18 protein-coding genes are annotated in these 20,017 nt (G+C 56.5%); 6 read left to right on the top strand and 12 right to left on the bottom strand.

Annotated elements, in window-relative coordinates:
- Window positions 1–236: 236 nt before the first annotated feature.
- Window positions 237–1,472 (top strand): chloride channel protein, encoded by a 1,236-nt coding sequence (locus HMPREF2541_RS04980; RefSeq protein ID WP_003824300.1) that lies wholly within the window; start codon window positions 237–239, stop codon window positions 1,470–1,472.
- A 139-nt stretch (window positions 1,473–1,611) separates the two neighbouring features.
- Here HMPREF2541_RS04980 and HMPREF2541_RS04975 read toward each other — a convergent pair whose 3' ends face one another.
- Genes HMPREF2541_RS04975 through HMPREF2541_RS04965 form a run of 3 tightly spaced genes read right to left on the bottom strand, consistent with a single transcriptional unit; the run spans window position 1,612 to window position 3,083 of the window.
- Window positions 1,612–2,478, bottom strand: coding sequence for a peptidyl-prolyl cis-trans isomerase (locus tag HMPREF2541_RS04975; RefSeq protein ID WP_003824302.1), 867 nt, complete (start codon window positions 2,476–2,478; stop codon window positions 1,612–1,614).
- A gap of 48 nt (window positions 2,479–2,526) precedes the next feature.
- Window positions 2,527–2,793, bottom strand: a complete 267-nt coding sequence (locus HMPREF2541_RS04970; RefSeq protein WP_003824303.1) for a BolA family protein — start codon at window positions 2,791–2,793, stop codon at window positions 2,527–2,529.
- On the bottom strand, window positions 2,790–3,083 hold the full coding sequence (locus HMPREF2541_RS04965) for a YciI family protein (RefSeq protein ID WP_179209346.1): 294 nt from the start codon (window positions 3,081–3,083) through the stop codon (window positions 2,790–2,792). Before HMPREF2541_RS04965 ends, HMPREF2541_RS04970 begins: the two co-directional genes overlap by 4 nt.
- Window positions 3,084–3,584: 501 nt before the next feature.
- Between HMPREF2541_RS04965 and HMPREF2541_RS04960 the strand changes: the two genes are divergently transcribed.
- From HMPREF2541_RS04960 to HMPREF2541_RS04945, 4 genes are all read left to right on the top strand, one after another.
- Complete coding sequence (locus HMPREF2541_RS04960) at window positions 3,585–5,666, top strand: FimV/HubP family polar landmark protein (RefSeq protein WP_070542016.1); 2,082 nt, start codon at window positions 3,585–3,587, stop codon at window positions 5,664–5,666.
- Between the two features lie 422 nt (window positions 5,667–6,088).
- Window positions 6,089–6,898, top strand: coding sequence for a tRNA pseudouridine(38-40) synthase TruA (gene truA, locus HMPREF2541_RS04955; RefSeq protein WP_070542013.1), 810 nt, complete (start codon window positions 6,089–6,091; stop codon window positions 6,896–6,898).
- 10 nt (window positions 6,899–6,908) lie between these two features.
- A complete protein-coding gene (locus HMPREF2541_RS04950; RefSeq protein WP_003824311.1) occupies window positions 6,909–7,154 on the top strand; it encodes a glutaredoxin family protein in 246 nt (81 codons plus the stop codon).
- Window positions 7,155–7,244: 90 nt separating this feature from the next.
- Window positions 7,245–7,856, top strand: coding sequence for a phosphoribosylanthranilate isomerase (locus HMPREF2541_RS04945; protein WP_003824312.1), 612 nt, complete (start codon window positions 7,245–7,247; stop codon window positions 7,854–7,856).
- A gap of 255 nt (window positions 7,857–8,111) precedes the next feature.
- Here HMPREF2541_RS04945 and HMPREF2541_RS04940 read toward each other — a convergent pair whose 3' ends face one another.
- The 3 genes from HMPREF2541_RS04940 to glmM form a co-directional block, all read right to left on the bottom strand.
- Entirely contained in the window at window positions 8,112–9,752 is a 1,641-nt protein-coding gene (locus HMPREF2541_RS04940) for an FAD-dependent oxidoreductase (protein ID WP_070542010.1), read from the bottom strand.
- Window positions 9,753–9,867: 115 nt separating this feature from the next.
- Entirely contained in the window at window positions 9,868–10,548 is a 681-nt protein-coding gene (locus HMPREF2541_RS04935) for a DedA family protein (RefSeq protein WP_003824320.1), read from the bottom strand.
- 27 nt (window positions 10,549–10,575) lie between these two features.
- The gene (gene glmM, locus HMPREF2541_RS04930) at window positions 10,576–11,907 is read right to left on the bottom strand and encodes a phosphoglucosamine mutase (protein ID WP_070542007.1); all 1,332 of its coding nucleotides are present in this window, start codon (window positions 11,905–11,907) and stop codon (window positions 10,576–10,578) included.
- Between the two features lie 396 nt (window positions 11,908–12,303).
- Here glmM and HMPREF2541_RS04925 point away from each other — a divergent pair, with 396 nt between their 5' ends.
- Complete coding sequence (locus tag HMPREF2541_RS04925; RefSeq protein ID WP_003824323.1) at window positions 12,304–12,834, top strand: inorganic diphosphatase; 531 nt, start codon at window positions 12,304–12,306, stop codon at window positions 12,832–12,834.
- A gap of 126 nt (window positions 12,835–12,960) precedes the next feature.
- Here the strand turns inward: HMPREF2541_RS04925 and HMPREF2541_RS04920 are convergent, their stop codons facing one another.
- The 6 genes from HMPREF2541_RS04920 to HMPREF2541_RS04895 form a co-directional block, all read right to left on the bottom strand.
- The gene (locus HMPREF2541_RS04920; RefSeq protein ID WP_003824324.1) at window positions 12,961–13,623 is read right to left on the bottom strand and encodes an alpha/beta hydrolase; all 663 of its coding nucleotides are present in this window, start codon (window positions 13,621–13,623) and stop codon (window positions 12,961–12,963) included.
- Window positions 13,624–13,627: 4 nt separating this feature from the next.
- Window positions 13,628–13,984 carry a SpoIIAA family protein gene (locus tag HMPREF2541_RS04915; RefSeq protein ID WP_049257823.1) on the bottom strand — a complete coding sequence of 119 codons (357 nt, stop codon included), beginning with the start codon at window positions 13,982–13,984 and terminating at the stop codon, window positions 13,628–13,630.
- A 289-nt stretch (window positions 13,985–14,273) separates the two neighbouring features.
- Window positions 14,274–14,894, bottom strand: a complete 621-nt coding sequence (clpP, locus tag HMPREF2541_RS04910; protein WP_003824327.1) for an ATP-dependent Clp endopeptidase proteolytic subunit ClpP — start codon at window positions 14,892–14,894, stop codon at window positions 14,274–14,276.
- 97 nt (window positions 14,895–14,991) lie between these two features.
- Window positions 14,992–16,296: a trigger factor gene (gene tig / locus HMPREF2541_RS04905; RefSeq protein WP_003824328.1), complete on the bottom strand. Its 1,305-nt coding sequence runs from the start codon at window positions 16,294–16,296 to the stop codon at window positions 14,992–14,994.
- A gap of 413 nt (window positions 16,297–16,709) precedes the next feature.
- A complete protein-coding gene (locus HMPREF2541_RS04900; RefSeq protein WP_003824329.1) occupies window positions 16,710–18,347 on the bottom strand; it encodes a SulP family inorganic anion transporter in 1,638 nt (545 codons plus the stop codon).
- A 274-nt stretch (window positions 18,348–18,621) separates the two neighbouring features.
- On the bottom strand, window positions 18,622–19,875 hold the full coding sequence (locus HMPREF2541_RS04895) for a M48 family metallopeptidase (protein WP_070542004.1): 1,254 nt from the start codon (window positions 19,873–19,875) through the stop codon (window positions 18,622–18,624).
- Window positions 19,876–20,017: the final 142 nt, after the last annotated feature.

The raw sequence follows: 20,017 nt of genomic DNA, 5'->3' as shown, positions 1-20,017 counted from the left end.
ATACAGGCTACCTGAAAACCGTCTGCCAAACGATGCAGAGATTTTCAGGTAGCCTGAAGCCGTTTTATAGCAGGATTTTGCAAGCAGAGCAGCCGTATATACATTGCTGCAAAACAGGCCAATTTGCTGGCAATCCGCTATACAGGCTACCTGAAAACCATCTGCATAAACAGCTCGGCAAGTTTCAGGTAGCCTAAAGCCGTTTATTACCGTTTGCGCTTCTCAAAATCTGCCATATGAAAATCTTGTCTCCCAAGTTAATCTTCTCCCTGCTGCTTATCGGCGCGGCGGCCGGTATTACCGGCATTGTGCTGACGTTGCTGCTGCACACGGTACAGCATTTGGCGTTTGGGTATCCACTGAATATAGAGTTGTCGTATCGCGTGATGGTGGAGGAGAGCTCGCCGCTGCGGCGCTTGACGGTGCTGCTGTTGTGCGGCGGCTTGGTGGGGGTGGGCTGGGTGATGCTGCATCGGCTGGCCTCGCCTTTGGTATCGATTAAAACGGCGGTGGCGAACGGGCAGAGAATGCCTTTGGCAGCCACGCTGATTCATGCGCTGCTGCAGATTGTTACCGTGGGCTTGGGCTCACCGCTGGGGCGTGAAGTGGCGCCGCGTGAAATCAGTGCGGCGTTGGCGGAGCGCTGGGCGGCATCGCGGGGTTTTGATGAGGAAGAGCGTAAAATCTTGCTGGCCTGTGCTTCGGGTGCAGGTTTGGCGGCGGTGTACAACGTGCCGTTGGCGGCGGCGGTGTTTGCTTTGGAAACCTTGTTGTTATCGTGGTCGCGCGAGCGGCTGCTGGCGGCGCTGTTGGCTTGCGGCACGGCGGTGTTGGTGGTGCGTGCGGCGTTGGGCGATGTGATTCAGTATCCGCTGCTGAATTTCCCTTTGCCGGATGAGTGGTTTAATGCGTGGGCACTGGCGGCTGCGCCTTTGCTGGCGCTGGGTGTGTGGGCATTTGAACGGAGTATGGACAGGCTACCTGAAATTCCACGGCGCAAACCGGCGATGGTGTGGGTGGCTTTGCTGTCATTTGCGCTGATCGGGCTAATGGCTTGGTATTTTCCAGAAATTATGGGCAACGGTAAGGCTGGTAATCAGTTGAGTTTTCAGGCTACTTTGGGCTGGCGGCAGGCTTTTGGCCTGCTGGCGGCGAAGTGGGCGGCGCTGTTGTTGGCCACGCTGGCCGGGGCTTACGGTGGGCGGATTACGCCTTCAATGATGTTGGGTGGGCTGATTGCATTTTTAGCGGCCTGCGTTTGGAATGTTTGGCTGCCTGGGGTCGATATGGGTGCAGCAGCGTTTGTGGGGGCAACAGTATTTTTGGGTGTAGCACAGAAAATGCCGATTACTGCGTTGGTGTTTATGCTGGAATTGTCGCGCCAGTCACCCGCGTTGTGGCTGCCGCTGTGTTTGTGTTTGATGCTGACTTTGCTGGTGTATCGTGCGTTGCCGATGAGGCAGGCAATTTGAGGGTGGGGCGGATTGAAAGGCTACCTGAAAATAAAACGGCGGTATTGCCATGCCGCTGCCGATTTTTTCCAGCTGCCATAAGCAGGCATAACAAAAGGCTACTTGAAGTTTCAGGTAGCCTTTGCTGTGCTGAATAAGCTTAGCGGATATTAGCCTGTTGATAGAGACGGGCAATTTCCTGCTCGATCAGCAAGTTTTGCAAATCTTGCTGGATTTGTGGTTTCAGTTGGGCAAACGGCGGCACGCGAACGGGGCGTTTGGCTTCCATATAGAAGATGGCGAAAATGCCGTTGCTTTCCACCGGGGTTTCGGTGAATTTGCCCTGACCGAGTGATTTTACGGCGTTATACACCATAGGCGCGCCTTCTTCTAAATCTTTCAGCGGGGTGAAAGTGGGGCTGATGCCGCCATTGGCACGGCTTGGTGTGTCGATGGTGTATTGGCGGGCCACATCGGTAAAGCGGCGGCCGCGTCGGAGGTCGGCCACGGCTTTTTGGGCGTTATCGCGGTTGTTGAGGATGATTTCGCCGAGTTTGACTTCTTGTGTGCCGCGATAGCGGTTGGTGATTTCCTGATAAGCCTGCTGCACTTGGGCTTCGGTTACAGGGTTGGAACGCAGGATGTGCGCCACTAGGGCTTGGGCGGTTACGTTGCCTTCAAAGGTTTCCCAATCTTGGCGGAAGGTGGGTTTGCGGTCTTCGCCACTGGTGCGGGCATCGGTGCGGGCACGCTCGATGATTTGTTTGAATTCGGGGCTTTCGTTTAGGCGCAGGCGGCGTGATTCTTGAATCATCAGTTCGCGGGTAACGAGGCGGCGGGCGATGTTTTCGCGCAGCTCTGGGGAGTCGGTTACCTGGCCGTTGCTCTGTTCGTTAATAATCTTCACCTGCTGGTCGATTGCGGAGCTATCGATGCGGGTATTGTTTACGGTTACAACAGTTTGCGCGGCCAGCGGAGCAGCAGCTAAGGCCGTGGTCAGCAGTAGTGCGAGCGAAGTTCGTTTCATGTTGTCGTCCTCAAGTTCAAAATGGTTATAGCCGGATTATAAAGGATTTTACGGTTCGTATTCTTCCGGTGTTTGCGCACGGATGCTCAGTGCGTGGATTTGGGAGGGATATAAATCGTGCAATGCCTGTTGGATGGTACGCTGGCGGACAACGCGGTTCATGCCAGCAAATTGGGTGCTGACGATATGGACCCGGTAATGTCCGCCACCTTGGTTGCCGGCATGGCCGATGTGCAAATGGCTCTCATCGGTTAGTTCAAGCAAGCTAGGAGAAAAGGCGTCTTCCAAACGCTGGCGAATGGTTTGCGCGCTCATGCAGGCAGCACTTTCTTAAACGGGCGAATGAGGATTTCGGCATATACGCCGGCTTCTACATAGGGGTCTTGCCCTGCCCATTCTTCAGCTTCGTCTAAAGAGGCAAAGTCGGCTACGATGAGGCTACCTGAAAAGCCGGTTTCGCCCTCGGGCAAGGGGCAGGGGCCGGCCAAAACCAGCCGGCCGGCCTCAGCCAGTTTTTCTAGTCTGGCCAAATGGGCGCTGCGGGCAGCTAATCTGGCTTCAGTTGAATCGGCCACATCGGAGGCCATCAGCATGAACAACATAATTCGGTTTCTCTTGATAAATTAAATTTTGGAAATTAGGCAAAGACATTTGCTGCCACATAATCTGTGGTCAAATTTGCCTGGCTGCTCACACCTTGCATCATTCTGTAATCCTGTAATCTGGCAATTTGCAAGTGCGAGATTAGGCCTTTATCTTAAAGCAAATATGGAAATTCTGCACTTAAATATCGCAAAGCTGATGATGGTGAGTATGTGTTGGCAACAGTGTAAACGCATCGGAATATAAATGCAGGGAGTCTATTAAATAATTAAAAATGTTTCATTCCTGTATAGAAAATCGGGTTAAATAGCAGAAATGGCTTGGCATAAATAGGAAATAAACGATATGATACCTAGGTTTAGAGATTTTAATCCGTTGCACAACTGCCGCTTTCAGGCTGAAATTTTGCTTACTTGGCTCTGTATTTTTCTGTTGGTTCAGAAGGTTAGCTGTGCATGACTTTAGGTTGTAAGGGGGATTTGATGTTTTGTAAGCAGTATAAAATGAAGCTGATCGCGGCTTCCCTGGGTTTGGTAGCCTCTGTCGGTGCTCATGCCGCTTTGGGCGGTTTGCAGGTTCAGTCGCGCTTGAACGAGCCGTTTTCCGCCACGGTGGTGGTAACAGGCGATGAAGCGCGCGCTTTGGCTTCAGCCAAGCCCACCGTCAACGGTGCTAATCTGCAAGCCACGGTATCTCGCCGTAGCGGCGACCGTGCCGTTATCCACTTGCGTTCTAATGCGCCGATTAAAGAGCCAGTGATGACATTCTGGCTGGGTGTGGGCAATCAAAACCACCAATATACCGCCATGTTGGATCCCCGTGATTATCAGTCTGCTCCCGACAGCTCCCGTTCGCGCCGTGAGCGCCGTGTTGAGGCTGAACCGAGTCGTCGCCATTCTGCTGAATCTAGACGGCACCGCCGCGCTACTGATCGCCGCGAAGCACCGGTGCAGATTACTGGAGAAAGCTATCAGATTAAAGACGGCGAATTGCTGGTGGATATTGCACAGCGTGTTAAACCCTCGGGCATGACTTTGCGTCAAACCATCAATGCTTTGGTGGCTGCCAACCCGCGTGCTTTCCGCAATGGTAACCCTGATTTAATGTATCGTGGCGCCACCCTTACCATCCCTGATGGCGATACCCTGCGCCGCTTGGCACACAATCCGCCGCGCCGCGTAAGCACCCGTGCACAGGAAGAGCGCCCGGCAGCCGATACAGTTCCGGCACGCCAACAGCCAACAGTGGAAACCCAACCGACCCCGCCGGTTACGCCTCCTGCTCCCCCCGCACCGCCTGTTGATCAGGCGCAACCTCAGCCACAACAGCCAGCCCAACCACCGGTTCAGCAGCCGCCTCAAGAGCAGCCTGCCGTTCCGCCTATGGTTAGCGACGTGGCTCCTGAAACGCCGGCTTCTGCCGCGCTGCCCGATATGGGTGCCAGCTTGCCGGAGCAGGCTTCCGATATGATGGTGTCTGAGCCGGTGGTAGAAACACCTCCGGTTGAGGTTGCCCCGCCAGTGGTAGAAACTCCGCCGATGGAAGAAGAGGGCATGGACATCACTCAGATGGCCCTCTACGGTGGTGGTGGCCTGCTGGCCTTGGGTGGTTTGGCTTATCTCTTGATGAACCGCCGCCGTAAGACCGCTGCTCCCGCCCGTGGTGATGATCATGCGGATGACGACGATGATGGTCTCTATTTTGAAAGCGTAACCGACCATTCCGATAGCCTTTCCGCCACTCCGGCTGCTCCCGCTGCCGCTGCACCGGTTAGCCAGCCGGCTGCTCCTGCCGCAGCACAACCTGCAGCGGTGAGCGAACAGGATTTGGGCTTGGATTTGAGCCACTTGGACGAACAGCAGCAGCTGGGCAGCACTCCCAGCACGGAAGCTGCCGCCCAGCAGGCTGCAGCCGATGATTGGAGCTGGTTGGAAGAATCCGAACAGCCCGCCGCCGCACCAGTTGCCCCGGCTGCTCCTGCTGCTGCCGAACCTGTTGCTTCGGATGACGAATGGCTGGACTTTGCTGTTGAAGAGCCGGCTGCTCCGGCTCAAGCCCCTGCCCAGCCCGCGCTTGAGCCTCAGGCCGCGCCGGTTGCTCCGGAAGAGTTAGATTGGGTATTGGATGAAACTCCGGTTGCCCAAACCTTCCAAGCAGAAGCCCCGGCTGCCGTTGAAGTGGCCGAGCCTGCCCAGCCGGCAGTGCCGGAAATGGACAACACCATTGCCTTCGAAGCTCCGAGCTTGGAGACTGAAAGCGTAAGCAGCGTAGCTGAAGAAGCCGCTGCCCCTGCTGCCGCATCCAATGTGATGGATTTTGATTTGGACTTTGACAGCACACCGGCTGCCCCGGCTCAAGCCGCGCCGGTGGAAGTTAGCCAGCCTGCTTCGGCCTATACTGAGCCGGTTAGCGCTGGTCCGCTGCCGAAAGAGGCGCTGGAAGCCAAATTGGAACTGGCTAAAATGTATCTGGAAATCGACGATGCTAACACTGCCCGTCAGACCCTGATGGAACTGATTAACGAATCAGAAGGCAGCAGCATTCAGGTTGAGGCACAGCAATTGTTGAACGACATCGGCCAGTAATCCAACTAGCCACAGCAACCCGGGCAGTTCCGCCCGGGTTTTTCTATACGGGCAGTTGTTTGCCAACGTTATTTCCGTTTTCAGGTAGCCTTCTCAAGCAATATCGTGGCTACCTGAAAAGAGTAGGCTGGCTTCGGCTCACAGTGATCAGTCAGATGGCAGGCGTAAAACTGCCGTACACAAACACTCCGCTGGCGTAAGCATGCTGACTAGCCCAGTTATACCGGTATCTGATTTTCAGGTAGCCTTTCCCAATATGCAGGTTACCTGAAAACATGGCTGCAACGAAGCTATAGTGAACTACAATTAAGAATGCTGCTGCCTTGGCTTGCTTTGCTGCACTATCGTTACGATCTGCGGCTCGCTACCTTGGCTCATTCTTAGGTTTTAAGCCACTATAAAACCAATTAATTTGAAAAAACATGAATCCATCTCCCATCAAACGCCGTGCCTTATTCGTCAGTTATGACGGCAGCCGTTTTTTCGGCTGGCAGAAGCAGGCAGACGGCATTGCCACCGTGCAAAGTGCCTTGGAAGTTGCTTTGAGCGAATTGGCGCAGGAACGCATCAGCGTGGTAACGGCCGGGCGCACCGATACCGGCGTGCACGCCACCGCGCAGGTGGTGCATTTCGATTCTGCCGCGCGGCGGCCGGATCAGGCCTGGGTGCGCGGCGTGAACGCGCTATTGCCCGAGGGCGTGGCCGTGTGGCGGGTGCAGGATGTGGCGCCGGAGTTTCATGCCCGTTTTGATGCTTGCGGGCGGCGTTATCGTTATCTGTTGCAGTCGGCGCCGGTGCGTTCGCCGCTGCTGGTGGGGCGTGCCGGGTGGACGCATTATGCCTTGGATATGGCCGCCATGCGCCAAGCTGCCGCGCTCTTGGTGGGCGAGCACGATTTTTCCAGCTTCCGCGCCGCGGAATGCCAGGCCAAATCGCCGGTGAAAACCTTGTATCGTGTGGCTTTGTGCGGTACGCCGGAATTGATGGCGGTGGATTTTCACGGCAACGCGTTTTTGCACCACATGGTGCGCAACCTGATGGGCGCACTGGTGTATGTGGGCTGCGGTAAGTTGAGTGTGGACGGTTTTGCCGGGCTGCTGGCCGCCCGCAGCCGCAAGCTCGCACCGCCCACTTTTATGCCAGACGGGTTGTATCTCACCGGCATCGACTACCCATCGCAATTCGGCGTGGCCACGCCGCCGCCGCCCGCTTGGCTGTTTCCCGATTGGTGAGGAGAATCAGATGGTTTTAACTTTAATGTTTCGTGAGTATTGCAGCCTGTGCCACCAGATGCGTGCCGCCCTGCAGCCGTATCAGGCAGAGTATGGTTTTGAACTGCAGATATTTGATGTAGATGAAGATCCGGAGCTGGAAGCGCGGTATAACGAGCTTGTTCCGGTGTTGCTGCATGAAGGCGAGGAAATCTGCCATTGGCATTTGGATGAGGCCAAATTGCTGGCGGTGCTGCAAAATGCCAAGGCTACCTGAAAAATATAAGTCTCAATAAAATTATTGAGTTGATTCCTGATAAGAGGCTACCTGAAAAATATTGCCCACCTATAGCTGAAAGGAAATCCAATGCCTAAAATCAAAATCTGCGGCCTCACCCGGCCGCGAGACGCGCAGGCCGCTGCCGAATTGGGTGCGGATGCGGTCGGCTTGGTGTTTTATGCCAAAAGCAAACGTTGCGTAGATGCTGCGCAGGCCGCTGAAATTGTTGCCACACTGCCGCCGGAGGTGGCTAAAGTGGCGCTGTTTGTGAACGAATCGGCCGAGCAGATTCGCCGGATTCTGGGCGCAGTGCCGATTGATGTTTTGCAGTTCCACGGCGACGAAGCGCCCGAATTTTGCCGCCAGTTTGGCAAGCCCTATTGGAAAGCCGTGCGGGTGCAGTCGGCGCAGGATATTGCCGAGGCGGCCGAGCGCTATGCCGATGCCGCCGCCCTGTTGCTGGATGCGCATATTGAAGGCCAATACGGCGGCACGGGGCAGGTGTTCGATTGGCGCTTGTTGCCCGCAACCATGCCGCTGCCGTGGATTTTGTCGGGCGGGCTGAACCCGGGCAATGTAGCCGCTGCCGTGCGGCAAACCGGTGCGGCTTGGGTGGATGTGTCCAGCGGGGTGGAGCAGGCACCCGGCATCAAGAGCCGCGACTTGATGGCAGACTTTATCCGGCAGGCGCGTGGGTAGATTGGCCGTAAAAAAGAAGGCTACCTGAAAACTTCAGTTTTGTTTTCAGGTAGCCTTTTCTATGCAAGCCTGCTTCAAGCATTCAATCAAACGCTGATAGGGCAATACTGCCGTTTAGTTTCACCATCTTATGTTTCAGGTAGCCTCTCGCGTTACAGGCTACCTGAAATGTTGTAGGGGCAGTTGTTATATCTGTTTGTGAGCATATCGAAAAGGCTAGCTGAAACCGTCAAACGGGGTTCAGTTAGCCTTTGGTTATGTTCGGGCTGAGGGATGCAGGATTTTCTTAGCGGCTTCCACGCCCCAGTAAACGGCTTCCTCCATCACGGAGTAGCTGCTCAGGTCGCTGTGGGCGAAGGTGAGGCGGGAGTGGTGCTGGCGCAGTTGGAGTAGGGTTGGTTGGGTGAGGTAGCCGGGGGCGGGGGAGCTCATGCCGTGGCCGCGGATGCTGATGTCTACGGAGGCGACCTGGTGCCAGAAGCTTGGGCCGTAGGCTTGGATGAGGTCTTGGGCGGCGTGGGCGAGCAGCTCTTCTTCGCCCGCTTTAAGCAGCCAGCGGCGGATGTTTTGCGGGCTGTCGTGGTTGAGGGCGGTGTAGGCTGTAAAGATGGTGTGTTCGGGTTTGGCGGTGCGGATGAGCTGGTTGGTGGATACAACGTAGCCGAGGCCTTGCGTGCCGTGCACTACGTTGTCCCACGCCAATTCGCTGCGCTGTGCTTCGCGGGGGAAGCCGTTGAGCACGAAATTGCTCACCAGCCAGGGGGCGTAGGCAGGCAGGTTGAGCGAGAAGCCGTAGTGTTGGGGCTGGGCGATGATGCGGGCGGCAATCATCAGAGGCATGGCGCAGATAACGTTTTGGGCGCGGATGAGGGCGGTGTGGCCGCTTTGGTTGTGGCGCAGGATAACGGCGACGTCTTCATCGGTTTCGCTAATTTGCAGGGCGGAGGCGTTGATGGCGGTGGGCTGGGCAAAGGTGAGTTCGGTGGTTTCAGGTAGCCTGTCGATATTTTGCAGGCGGATATGGCGGCGGATGGCTTCGGAAAGGTGGGCGAGGCCTTCGGGCCAGGTGAGCACGGCTTCGTTGGTGTGGCCGCGGGCGGCGAAGTAGTGCAGGCCGGCGAAGGCGGATACTTGGGCGATGCCTTGGCCGTAGTCGTCGCGGCAGCAGTAGTCGAGATACCAGAGCAGGCTGGGGGAGCGGTAGTTTTCTTTTTCGAGCCAGGCGGCGAAGGTGGTTTGGTCGAGGCGGCGCCATTCTTCGTCGGCGGAGGAATGGGCAATGGGGATGGCGAAGATTTTGCGCCCGTCGCGGCCGTGGGCGCGGCGCAGGGTTTCGATGAGGGCGTGGAAGCGGCGGCTGTCGGTATCTTCTTGCGGCAGCAGGGAATCTTGCCAGCGGTTTTGGTAATACAGGCGCTCGGCGGGGGCATAAACCAAATCGGTTTCGCGATACAGGGGCTCGGGCCGGTCGATGCCGTCGAGCAGGATGCCGAGGTCGGATAAGAGTTGGCGCACATACACGCTTTCCTGTGAGGGCAGGGCTAAATAGTGTGCGCCGGAGGGGGCGGAGAGGCTACCTGAAACATAGGCGGCATTGTTGCCATTGCGCTCGATGCCTTCGGCGAGAAGGAAGTTGCGTTGGCCGTGTTTGGCCAGGTGCCAGGCGGCGGAGAGGGCGGCAGCGCCGCTGCCGAGGATGAGGGTGTGGCAGCGGTGTTCGGATTGGGGGGTAAGGGAAACTTGGCCGTTGCGCAGCTCGTGGCCGAAAGGCAGGCCGATGCGGTGAATGCGCACGGGAGGCAGGCGGTGGAGGTATTGATGGCCTAGGCGGGAGGCGGCGGCTGCGGCGGTGAGGGCGGCGGCACTGCCGAGCAGTTGGCGGCGGGTGAGTTTCATGTTTCAGGTAGCCTTGAGGGGTAGGCTGGTGGCGGGCAGAAGTCTAATGGTTTATATGTTTTCAGGTAGCCTCTATGAATAAAAGGCTACCTGAAAACAAGATTGCGGTGCAGCCTTATTCGGCAGATTGATTTTGCTGTTTGCTGCGTTCGGCCTGCCGTTTTTGGCGCATTTCCTGCAGTTTGGCGTGGAAAAATTGGCTGCGGCGGCGTTTGCGCTGCCAGAAGGAGAACAGCACCAGTGCGCCGATGCCGATAAGCACATAAAGGATGTGCTGGAACTGGTGGGCTTTCATGAGCAGCCAGTCTTTGTTCGCGGCGCCGTAGTGGCCGAGATACACCCAGGCGGGCACGGAAATCAGGGAGGCGAGGCCGTCCATAATCAGCCAGCGCCAAAACGAGATTCGGCCGCTCATCCCGGCGGTGATGAAAATGGGGGTGCGCAGGCCGGGCAGGAAACGGGCCACGAATAATACCCAGCTGCCGTGTTTGTCAAACTTTTCCTGCACTTGCAGGTAACGTTGCGGCGGCATCAGGCGTTTGACGAAGCGGGCTTTGAGGATGCGGTCGCCGTAGAAGTGGCCGAGCAGGAACATCATGCCGTCGCCGGTGAGCACGCCGATCATGCCCACCACCACCATGATGTGCGCGTTGCTGTGGCCGAGGCCGGAAATCACGCCGCCGGCAATCAGGGTGATGTCTTCGGGAATGGGAATGCCGAAACCGCAGGCAACCAACACCACGAATACGGCGGCATAGCCGTATTGGGTGAACAGGGCTTCTAGAATGTCCAGCATGGTTGTGGGTGTTCCTGTGAGTTGCTGTTATTTTTGACGGATGCTGTCGGCAATGCGTTCGGCGCAGCGTTGCGCAAGCTTGGTGTCGCGTGCTTCCACCATCACGCGCACCACGGGCTCGGTGCCGGAGGCGCGCAATACCACGCGGCCGTGCCCGGCCAATTCGGCTTCCACGGCCTGCAGCTCGGCGGCGGAGGCAGTTTGCCAATCCTGCCCTTTGCTGATGCGCACGTTAATCATGGTTTGCGGGAAGGGTAGCCAATCTACAGCGGCGGCCAAATCCTGATCCAGCGTTTGCAGCGCGGCCAGCACTTGCAGTGCGGCAATGGTACCGTCGCCGGTGTTGTGTTTGTCGAGGCAGAGAATGTGGCCGCTGGCTTCGCCGCCCAGCTGCCAGCCGTGTTGGTGCAGCTGTTCCAGCACATAGCGGTCGCCCACTTTGGCGCGGCAGAATTCGATCTTGAGCTGCGCCAAGGCCAACTCCATCGCCATATTGGTCATCACCGTGCCGACTACGCCGCCAACCAGCGAACCGGCTTTATGGCGGGCGCGGGCAATCACATAAATCAGCGAATCGCCGTCGTACACTTTGCCTTGTTTGTCCACCATCATCAGGCGGTCGCCGTCGCCATCGAGCGCAATGCCGTAGTCGGCTTCGTTTTGCAGCACGGCGGCTTGCAGGGTTTTGGTGTAGGTGGCGCCGCATTTATGGTTGATATTAAAACCGTTGGGTTGATTGCCGATTTCGATCACGTCTGCCCCCAGCTCGTGGAACACTTTGGGCGCCACGTGATAACCGGCGCCGTTGGCGGTGTCCACCACCAGCTTCAGCCCGCGTAAATCCATATTGGCAGGGAAGGGGGATTTGCAAAATTCGATGTAGCGGTCGTCTGCACCGCTCACACGTTTGGCACGGCCGAGGTGGTCGGAGGAAACGGTGTGCATTTCCTGCTCCAGCTGCTGCTCGATTTCCTGCTCGATTTCATCAGACAGCTTCATGCCGTCTTCAGTGAAGAATTTGATGCCGTTATCGGCATAGTGGTTGTGGGAGGCGGAAATCATCACGCCGGCAGAGAGGCGCAGCGCGCGGGTCAGATAGGCCACGCCGGGGGTGGGCAGCGGGCCGGTTTGGATAACATTCACGCCGGCAGCGGTGAAACCGGCTACCAGCGCGGTTTCCAGCATATAGCCGGAGATGCGGGTGTCTTTGCCGATGAGCACGGTGGGTTTGATTTCATCGTCGTGCTGGGTCAGCACTTGGCCGGCGGCATAGGCCAGCTTCAATACGAAATCGGGCGTAATCGGAAATTTGCCCACTTCGCCGCGCACACCGTCCGTGCCGAAATATTTTTTTGCCATCGTGAAATCCTTTGTAGTAGCTGCTTGCAGGCCGAATGAGCGAATTGTAAAGCAGCACTCCTTCTTATGCCAGCATTGCGGCGGTTAAATCGGGCAAACCTACGACGCAAAAGGCATTTGAATGGCGGCAATCAGTAGGCGGCAAAGCATTCGGCAATGAAGTTTATACCCAGCCCAAAGGCTACCTGAAAAATTTGAGCGGCGCAGAAACTCGCGCTACATTTTGATTCGTTGAAGTTTTGCTTTCAGGTAGCCTTTGCCTGAATGGTGCATGTGTTACAGCGAAGCAGGCTAAGGTGGGATTATTGCCCGTTTAGAACGGCTATATATAGATTATGCCAGCGATGGCCGCTATAATCAGACCTTTCAAACCGTTCAAGCACAGAAGGAAAAAACATGGCAGACTTCAATAAAATTCTCGACGCCGGCGATGTAGACGGCGGCATCATCAATGTAGTGGTGGAAATTCCGCAAGGTTCCAACCAGAAAATCGAATGGGACCGCAAAATCGGCGCAATGAAACTCGACCGCATCGAGCCGCAGATTTTCGCCAAACCCACCAACTACGGCTTCATCCCGCAAACCCTCGATGAAGACGGCGACGAACTCGACGCCCTGATTATTACCGATCTGCCGCTGCCCACCGGCATCTACATGGAAGCTAGAGTGATTGGTGTGATGAAATTTGTAGATGACGGCGAAGTGGACGACAAAGTAGTGGTAGTGCCTGCCGACGACCGCCACAACGGCAATGCCATCAAGACCTTGGCCGATTTGCCGCCGCAGCTGATCAAGCAAATCGAATTCCACTTCAACCACTACAAAGACCTGAAAAAACCCGGCAGCACCAAAGTTGGCCACTGGGGCGACATTGAAGAAGCCAAAGCCGTTATCCGCGAATCACAAGCTCGTTGGAAAGCACAATAACCTTGTGCTAGTGGTTGGCTGAAAAGGCTACCTGAAAAGTAGAAACCCGTTGTTCTGGATAAGAGAACAGCGGGTTTTGGTTTTTCAGGTAGCCTGATTAGGTTGTGTGGTGTGGCTGGTGGGGGTTCAAGTATTGTTGTGTTCCTCGGCACTATGTTCAAACCGGCCGTGGCGCAGGAAGTGGGCAGTTTGCCGGGCAACGGCGGGGTCGGTGAGCATGGCGGAGTGGTTGACGGGGAGGACGAGGTAGTCGCGGCAGTTGGCGGGGCGGGTTTCGGAGAGGAGGACGGTGCCGTCGCCTTCGCCTTGCAAGCCGACGATTTGGCCGACGCCTAGATGGTGGTTGCCGGCGATGCAGCCGAGTTCGAGCTGGGGCGGCCAGGGCGGGAGATTGCCGTCTAGGCCGTTCTGGTAGGCACCACCGATAAGTGCAGGGGCGTAACGGTGCAGCCGGTTGGCGGTTTCGCTGCCGAGATGCGGGGTGGCGAGAGTAACGCTGCGGCCGCGTACCAGTTCGGGGTAGTCGGCGGCGAAACGGCGTAACACGAGGCCGCCGAGGCTGTGGCAGATGAAGTGCAGCGGTTCTTGGTGTTGTTGGTAGTGGCGGCGGACGGCTTCGGCGAGACGGCGGCTGTGTTGGGGCAGGGTTTGGGCGATGCTGTAGTAGCCGAAGCAGCGGCTGTGGATATTATGGCGGCGCAGTTGCCAGGCAAGCGGGAGCATCACCCAGGCGTGCATATGGATGCCGTGCAGCAGGAGGGCGCGCAGCGGGGTTTGTGGCTGGCTCATGGTGTTAGCGGCTGCCGTCGGCAAGTAGCCATTTCTGGGCTTCGGCGGCATCGTTGAAATATTTGGGATGCTGGCGAGTGAGTAGGCTGGAAATATGGGCGGAGAGGCGTATCCAGAGGTCGTTGGTAACGATGGCGATGCGGCCGAAGTCGTTGTCGTGGTTGTTGAGGAAGCGCAGTTGTTCGGCAGCCATGTCGATGGTGTAGTCGCGCAACAGGGATAGGTCTAGGAGGATGTCGGGGCGGTGCACGCGTTTGAGGCACTCGAGGATGGCGGCTTCGAGGGTTTTGAAGTCTTCAAGGGTGAATTCGTTGTAGAGGGCAACGTTGAGGCCGTAGTTTTGCTGGCGGATGGAAATCATGGCAGAACTCCTGTTGAGATGGGTTTCCCGCGGAGGGGTGGGAGTGATACCGGCACGTTGTGGGTGCTTACTGATTATAGTGAAATTGTCGGCAAACTGCTATGGCATGAGTTTGTATTGCCACAATGAATGCGCTGTATGCGGGCGGCAAAAAGGCTACCTGAAAGTTCACTCAGTTTGTTTTCAGGTAGCCTTTTATAGCAAGCCAACTCGTACTTCTGTATTGCTTGCGGCTTAATGCCTTGTAGCGGAAAGTCAATTTGGCTTGAGGATGGATTGAGCCGGAACTTTATTTGATGTCGCTGCGGCTGGACAATACTTGGTCGATGAGGCCGTAGGCTTGGGCTTCTTCGGCCGACATGAAGTTGTCGCGGTCGGTGTCGCGTTCGAGTTCGTCCAGCGTGCGGCCGCAATGTTCGGCCAAGAGCTGGTTGAGTTTGACTTTCAGTTTGAGCAGCTCTTTGGCATGGATTTCGATGTCGGAAGCCTGACCACCCAAGCCGCCGCTGATGAGCGGCTGGTGAATCATCACACGACTGTTGGGCAGGGCGAAGCGTTTGCCTTCGGCACCGGCGGAAAGCAGGAATGCACCCATGCTGGCGGCTTGGCCGAGGCACAGGGTGGATACGTCGGGCTTGATGAAGTTCATGGTGTCGTAGATCGACATGCCGGCAGAAACTGAGCCGCCGGGGCTGTTGATGTAGAGGAAAATATCTTTATCGGGGTTTTCGCTTTCCAAAAACAGCAGCTGTGCCACCACCAGGTTGGCAGTTTGGTCGTTTACCGGACCCACCAGGAAGATAATCCGCTCTTTGAGCAGGCGGGAGTAAATATCGAAGGCGCGCTCGCCCCGGCCGCTCTGTTCGATAACGGTGGGTACCAGATAGTTGTTTTCGATTGTGGGATTCATGGGTTTCCTCGCGTTTATAAGGGATAATTTGGGCAAAAAGCACCTCGGCGGATACGGCCTTGGTGCTTTGTTTGCAACGAGTTTCAGGTAGCCTGAATTACTGCTGGCCCATCACTTCGTCGAAGCTCAGTTTTTTCTCGTTTACCTTGGCCTGACCCAACACATAATCCACCACATTGGCTTCTACGGCCATAGAAATCGGGCCTTCCAAGCGGCTGCGGTCGGCGAAGTACCAATCCATTACTTCCTGCGGATCTTCGTAGCTTTCGGAGAAGGTTTGCACCACGGCTTTAACTTGGTCGTCGGTCGGCTGCAGGTTGTGCTTGCCTACCAATTCGGCCAAAATCAAGCCCAGTGCCACGCGGCGTTCGGCTTGTTCGGTAAACAGGCTGTCGGCCAAATCTACATCTTCCGGCTTCATACCTTGGTTCACCAGGTTTTGGCGGGCATTTGCAACCATACGGGCAGTTTCTTCGCGCACCAAGGTTTTCGGCAACTCGATGGGGGTAACGTCCAGCAGGGCTTTCATTACGTTGTCTTTGGTTTGCGCTTCTATGCGGCGGTTTACTTCGCGTTCGATGTTTTTCTTCACTTCTTCGCGCATTTTGGCTACGTCGCCGTCTTGGATGCCCAAAGCTTTGGCGAATTGTTCGTCCACTTCCGGCAGCACAGCTTCGGCTACGTTGCGCAGGGTGATGGCAAATACGGCGGTTTTGCCGGCCACTTCTTTGCCGTGGTAGTCGGCAGGGAAGCTTACGCTCACGTCTTTGGTTTCGCCTTCTTTCATGCCTTGGATGCCGGATTCAAATTCGGGCAGCATCTGGCCTTGGCCGAGAATGAAGGGGTAGTTTTGTGCGGAGCCTCCTTCGAAGGGGATGCCGTCGATGGTGCCGGCAAAGTCGATGATTACGCGGTCGCCGTCTTTGGCTTCGCGCTCCACGCGGTTGAAGCGGGTACGCTGACGACGCAGGATGTCGATGGTTTTTTCCACTTCCGCTTCGCCCACTTCGCATACCACTTTTTCGATTTCCTGGTCGGCCAGGCTGCCCACGGTGATTTCGGGGAACACTTCGAAACGGGCGTTTACTTTGAATACTTTTTCGTCGTCTTGCGCTTCAACGGCATCAAAAGCGAGCAGGCCGGCGAGGCGGATGTCTTCGGAATCCACGATTTCGCCGAATTTGTGACGCAGGCTGTCGTTTAAAACCTCATCGCGGATGCCCGCGCCATACATGGATTCAATCATGCGCAGCGGGGCTTTGCCGGGGCGGAAGCCGTCTACACGGGCACGTTTTTGAGTGGCTTGCAGGCGTTTTTGTACGGCTGCTTCGATGTCTGCCCAGGGCAGTTCCAGTTGCAGGCTGCGTTCGAGACCTTCCAGTTTTTCAATAGTTACGCTCATTCGTAAGACCTTGTTTTGGTGTTAATCAAGCCGATAGGCGGATGCCTGCTCGGAAAAGTTTGCACTTGGCCGGCGTGTTTTTCCGCACCGGCCGTAAACGAAAGGCGCAAGTGTATCATAACTTGATGGCGCAGGCAGTATTTGGCTGAGGAATTTATGTGGTAAAACGGGTTGCAGGTAGCCTTTTTAGCGAGGGTGTGAGGCAGGAGGAAAATGGGAGGATGCTAAAGGGTAGGCTACCTGAAAACTGGGTTTGAGTTTCAGGTAGCCTTTATTTGAACAAATTTGGTTTGAGACTTTGCCGCTAACATGATGGAGTTGCTTTATTTTCAGGTAGCCTTACAGGGGTGCGGCAGGCTAGCTGAAAATGTAGCAGCAATTTTTGCTTTTCAGCTAGCTTGTTTGGTATTCCATCAACTTGCCGCTCCAGCCTTACTTCCCGCACGCAGCATGGCGGCAGCGTCGTCAAATTCGCGGATGAAGTTGCCTTTGCCGAGCAGGGTAACGATGCCGCTGCGCTCCAGGCTGGCGCGTACTTGCTCATTGGCGCCGGTAACGATAACGCGGATACCGCGTTTTTGCAGGCCGCTGATAACGCGTTCTAGGGTGAGGATGCCGGTGATGTCGATATAGGGCACCCAGCGCATCCGCAACACCACGGCGCGCGGCTGGGTGTTGATATCGGCCAGCGTAGTTTCGAATTTTTCCATCGCGCCGAAGAAGAAGGGGCCGTTCACGATAAACATCAGCACGTTATCCGGCAGGGCGGCGGCATCGCGGCTGTGTTCTTCCTTGCGCACTTCCACCGCTTTGGCCATCTGGCCGATAAAGTGCAGGGTGGACAAAATCACGCCGATGTTCACCGCCACCACCAAATCTACCAAAATGGTGAGGGAAAAGGTGATGAAAAACAGAATATAGGCAGCACGCTGGGCGCGGCGCAGGATGTGCAGGCAGCGTTTGGGCTCGCTCATGTTCCAGGCTACCTGAAACAGGATGGCAGCCAGCGCGGCCAAGGGAATATCGGCGGCCAGCGGCGCGGCCACGAGCAGAATCAGTGCCAAAGTGAGGGCGTGGATGATGCCGGCCAGCGGGCTGTTACCGCCCTGGCGGATGTTGGTGGCGGTGCGGGCGATGGCGCCGGTGGCGGCGAACCCACCGAAAAACGGCGTGATGATGTTGGCCAGCCCTTGGCCTACCAGTTCCTGATTGGCGCTGTGGTGCGTGCCGGCCATGCCGTCGGCCACCACGGCGGAGAGCAGCGATTCAATCGCGCCGAGCATGGCGATGGTGAAGGCAGGCAGAATCAGTTTGGCAGTTTCGGCTGTTGCAAAATTGGGCAGGGAAAAATGTGGCAGGGCGCGCGGAATGGCGCCGTAGGCCGAGCCGACGGTGGCCACGCCTTCAAAGTGGAACAGGCTTTGCAGCACGGTGGCGCACAGCAGCACCCACATTGGCGAAGGCAGGCGGCGCAGCAGCGGCACTTTGGGCATCAACAACAGCAGCGCAAGCGAAAACAGCCCCAGTGCGGTGGTGGTGGGGTGGAGATGAGGCAGACTTTGCAGCAGCGACCACAGCTGTTGGTGGAAATGCTCACCGCCCGCTTTGGGCAGACCGAAAAATGCCGCCCACTGCCCCACAAAAATCACCACGCCGATGCCGGCAGTAAAACCCATAATCACCGGCATGGAGATAAAGCGGATCATGCCGCCGAAGCGGAATAAGCCCATAAACAACAGTATGATGCCGGCAAGGAGGGTGGCAATTTGCAGGCCGTCGAAGCCGAATTTAGCGGTGATGCCGGAGAGAATGGCGATAAATGCGCCGGTGGGGCCGGCAATCTGCACGCGTGAGCCGCCGGCCACGGCCACAATCACGCTGGCCACGATGGCGGTATAAATCCCCTGTTCGGGTTTCACGCCGGTGGCGATGGCAAAGGCCATGGAAAGCGGCAGCGCTACCACGCCCACAATAATGCCTGCCACAATATTGTTCGCCCAATGGGCGCGGCCAAGCAAACCGGCGCGGCGGGCTTCCATCCAAGCAATCATGTTTGATTCCGTGCACTTCTGTAAAAATATGTGAATTGTACGCTTGTGAGATGGGAATGACAAAGGCTACCTGATTATCAGGTAGCCTTTGTTTGCAGTAATCCGGTTTGAATGGTGCGGAGATGATGCTGAATTATTAAAAACGGATAGGGTGTTTGCATAGGCAGCTGGTTGCCTGGGTTGATAGGCCGATACGGCAAGGCTACCTGAAACTTTTGCTGAGTGAAGGCAGCGTTTTCAGGTAGCCTTTATTTTGTTATGGCAGCCTAGGCTTTCAGCCAGTCTGCCCGCCCTGCCGCAGGGCAGCGATGCGTTCGCGGGCGTTGGGATGGCTGTCGTACCAGCGGGCATACCAGCGATCATTTACCAGGCTGGCGGCATTGCTGCGGTAGAGTTTGATCAGCGCGGAAATCAGGTCTTCGGCATGGGTGTGCGCGGCGGCGAAACGGTCGGCTTCAAATTCGTTGCGGCGTGAGGAAAAGCTGCCCAACGGGGCGAAGGGGAAGGAGAGCACGGGAAGCACCAGCATCATCAACAGCAGCGCCATGGCGTGGCTGGGATAGGCCACGCCCAAACCGTGATACACGGCGGCAAAGTGGATGATTTGCCCGAGCGCAAACAGCACCAAGAGTGCGAGCAGGAAACGCACGGCGATTTGCTTCACGATATGGCGGTGTTTGAAATGCCCCAGTTCGTGCGCCAACACGGCTTCAACCTCCTGCGGCTGCATGCCTTTGAGCAGGGTGTCGAAAAACACGATGCGTTTGTTTTGGCCGAGGCCGGTGAAATAGGCATTGGCGTGGCCGCTGCGTTTGCTGCCATCCATCACGAAAATGCCGTTGCTGGCAAAACCGGTGCGCGTGAGCAGATTGGTGATGCGCTGTTGCAAGTTTTCATCGGCCAGCGGTTCGAAGCGGTTGAACAGCGGGGCAATCCATTTGGGAAACGCCCACAGCATCAGCAGCGAGAAACCGAGCCACAACAGCCACACCCACAGCCACCACGCATTTCCGGCCGCGCCCATCAGATAAATCACCGCATACAACAGCGGAATGCCGATGGCTGCGCCCAGCAGCAGGCCTTTGATTTGGTCGGCAAAAAAAGTGCCTAAGGTCATGTTGTTGAAGCCGAAAGCGGCTTCCAGCCGGAAGCTGCGGTAGAGCGCGAAGGGCAGGGACAGCAGGCTGCTGGCCAGCGAAAACAGCACTACCAACAGTACGCCTTGGGTTAACGGCGAGGCGGCAAGGCGGTTGGCCGTCTCTGCCAGCAGGTTCAGCCCGCCGCCTAGGGTAAACATCAGCAGCAGCAAGGTTTCATACAGAATATGCCAACGCGAAAACCGCTGTTTGGCCAGCGCGTAGTCGGCGGCTTTCTGGTGTTCTTCCAGCGAAACCACAGCTTTAAAATCGCGCGGCACGCGGTCTCGGTGCAGCAGCACGGCGCGGCTCTGGCGCAAAGAGAGCAGCAGTTGCAGCAGGGTGGAAAAGGCGGTGAAACCGAGAAAGAGATAAAACACGGTGGCGGACATGGGCTGCTCCGAGTGGAAAACGGGCGGCAGTATAGAGGGATTTTGGGCGCTGGGCTATGGTGCCAGTATGTGGCTGGCTAGTGCTTATTTGAAATATAGTGAATTAAATTTGGGGCTTAGGAAGCAAAATCACTCAATATAG

It is taken from the genome of Eikenella sp. HMSC061C02 (assembly GCF_001809035.1).
In the GTDB taxonomy this organism is placed as follows: Bacteria; Pseudomonadota; Gammaproteobacteria; order Burkholderiales; family Neisseriaceae; genus Eikenella; species Eikenella corrodens.
This window is presented reverse-complemented; position numbering and strand designations above follow the sequence as displayed.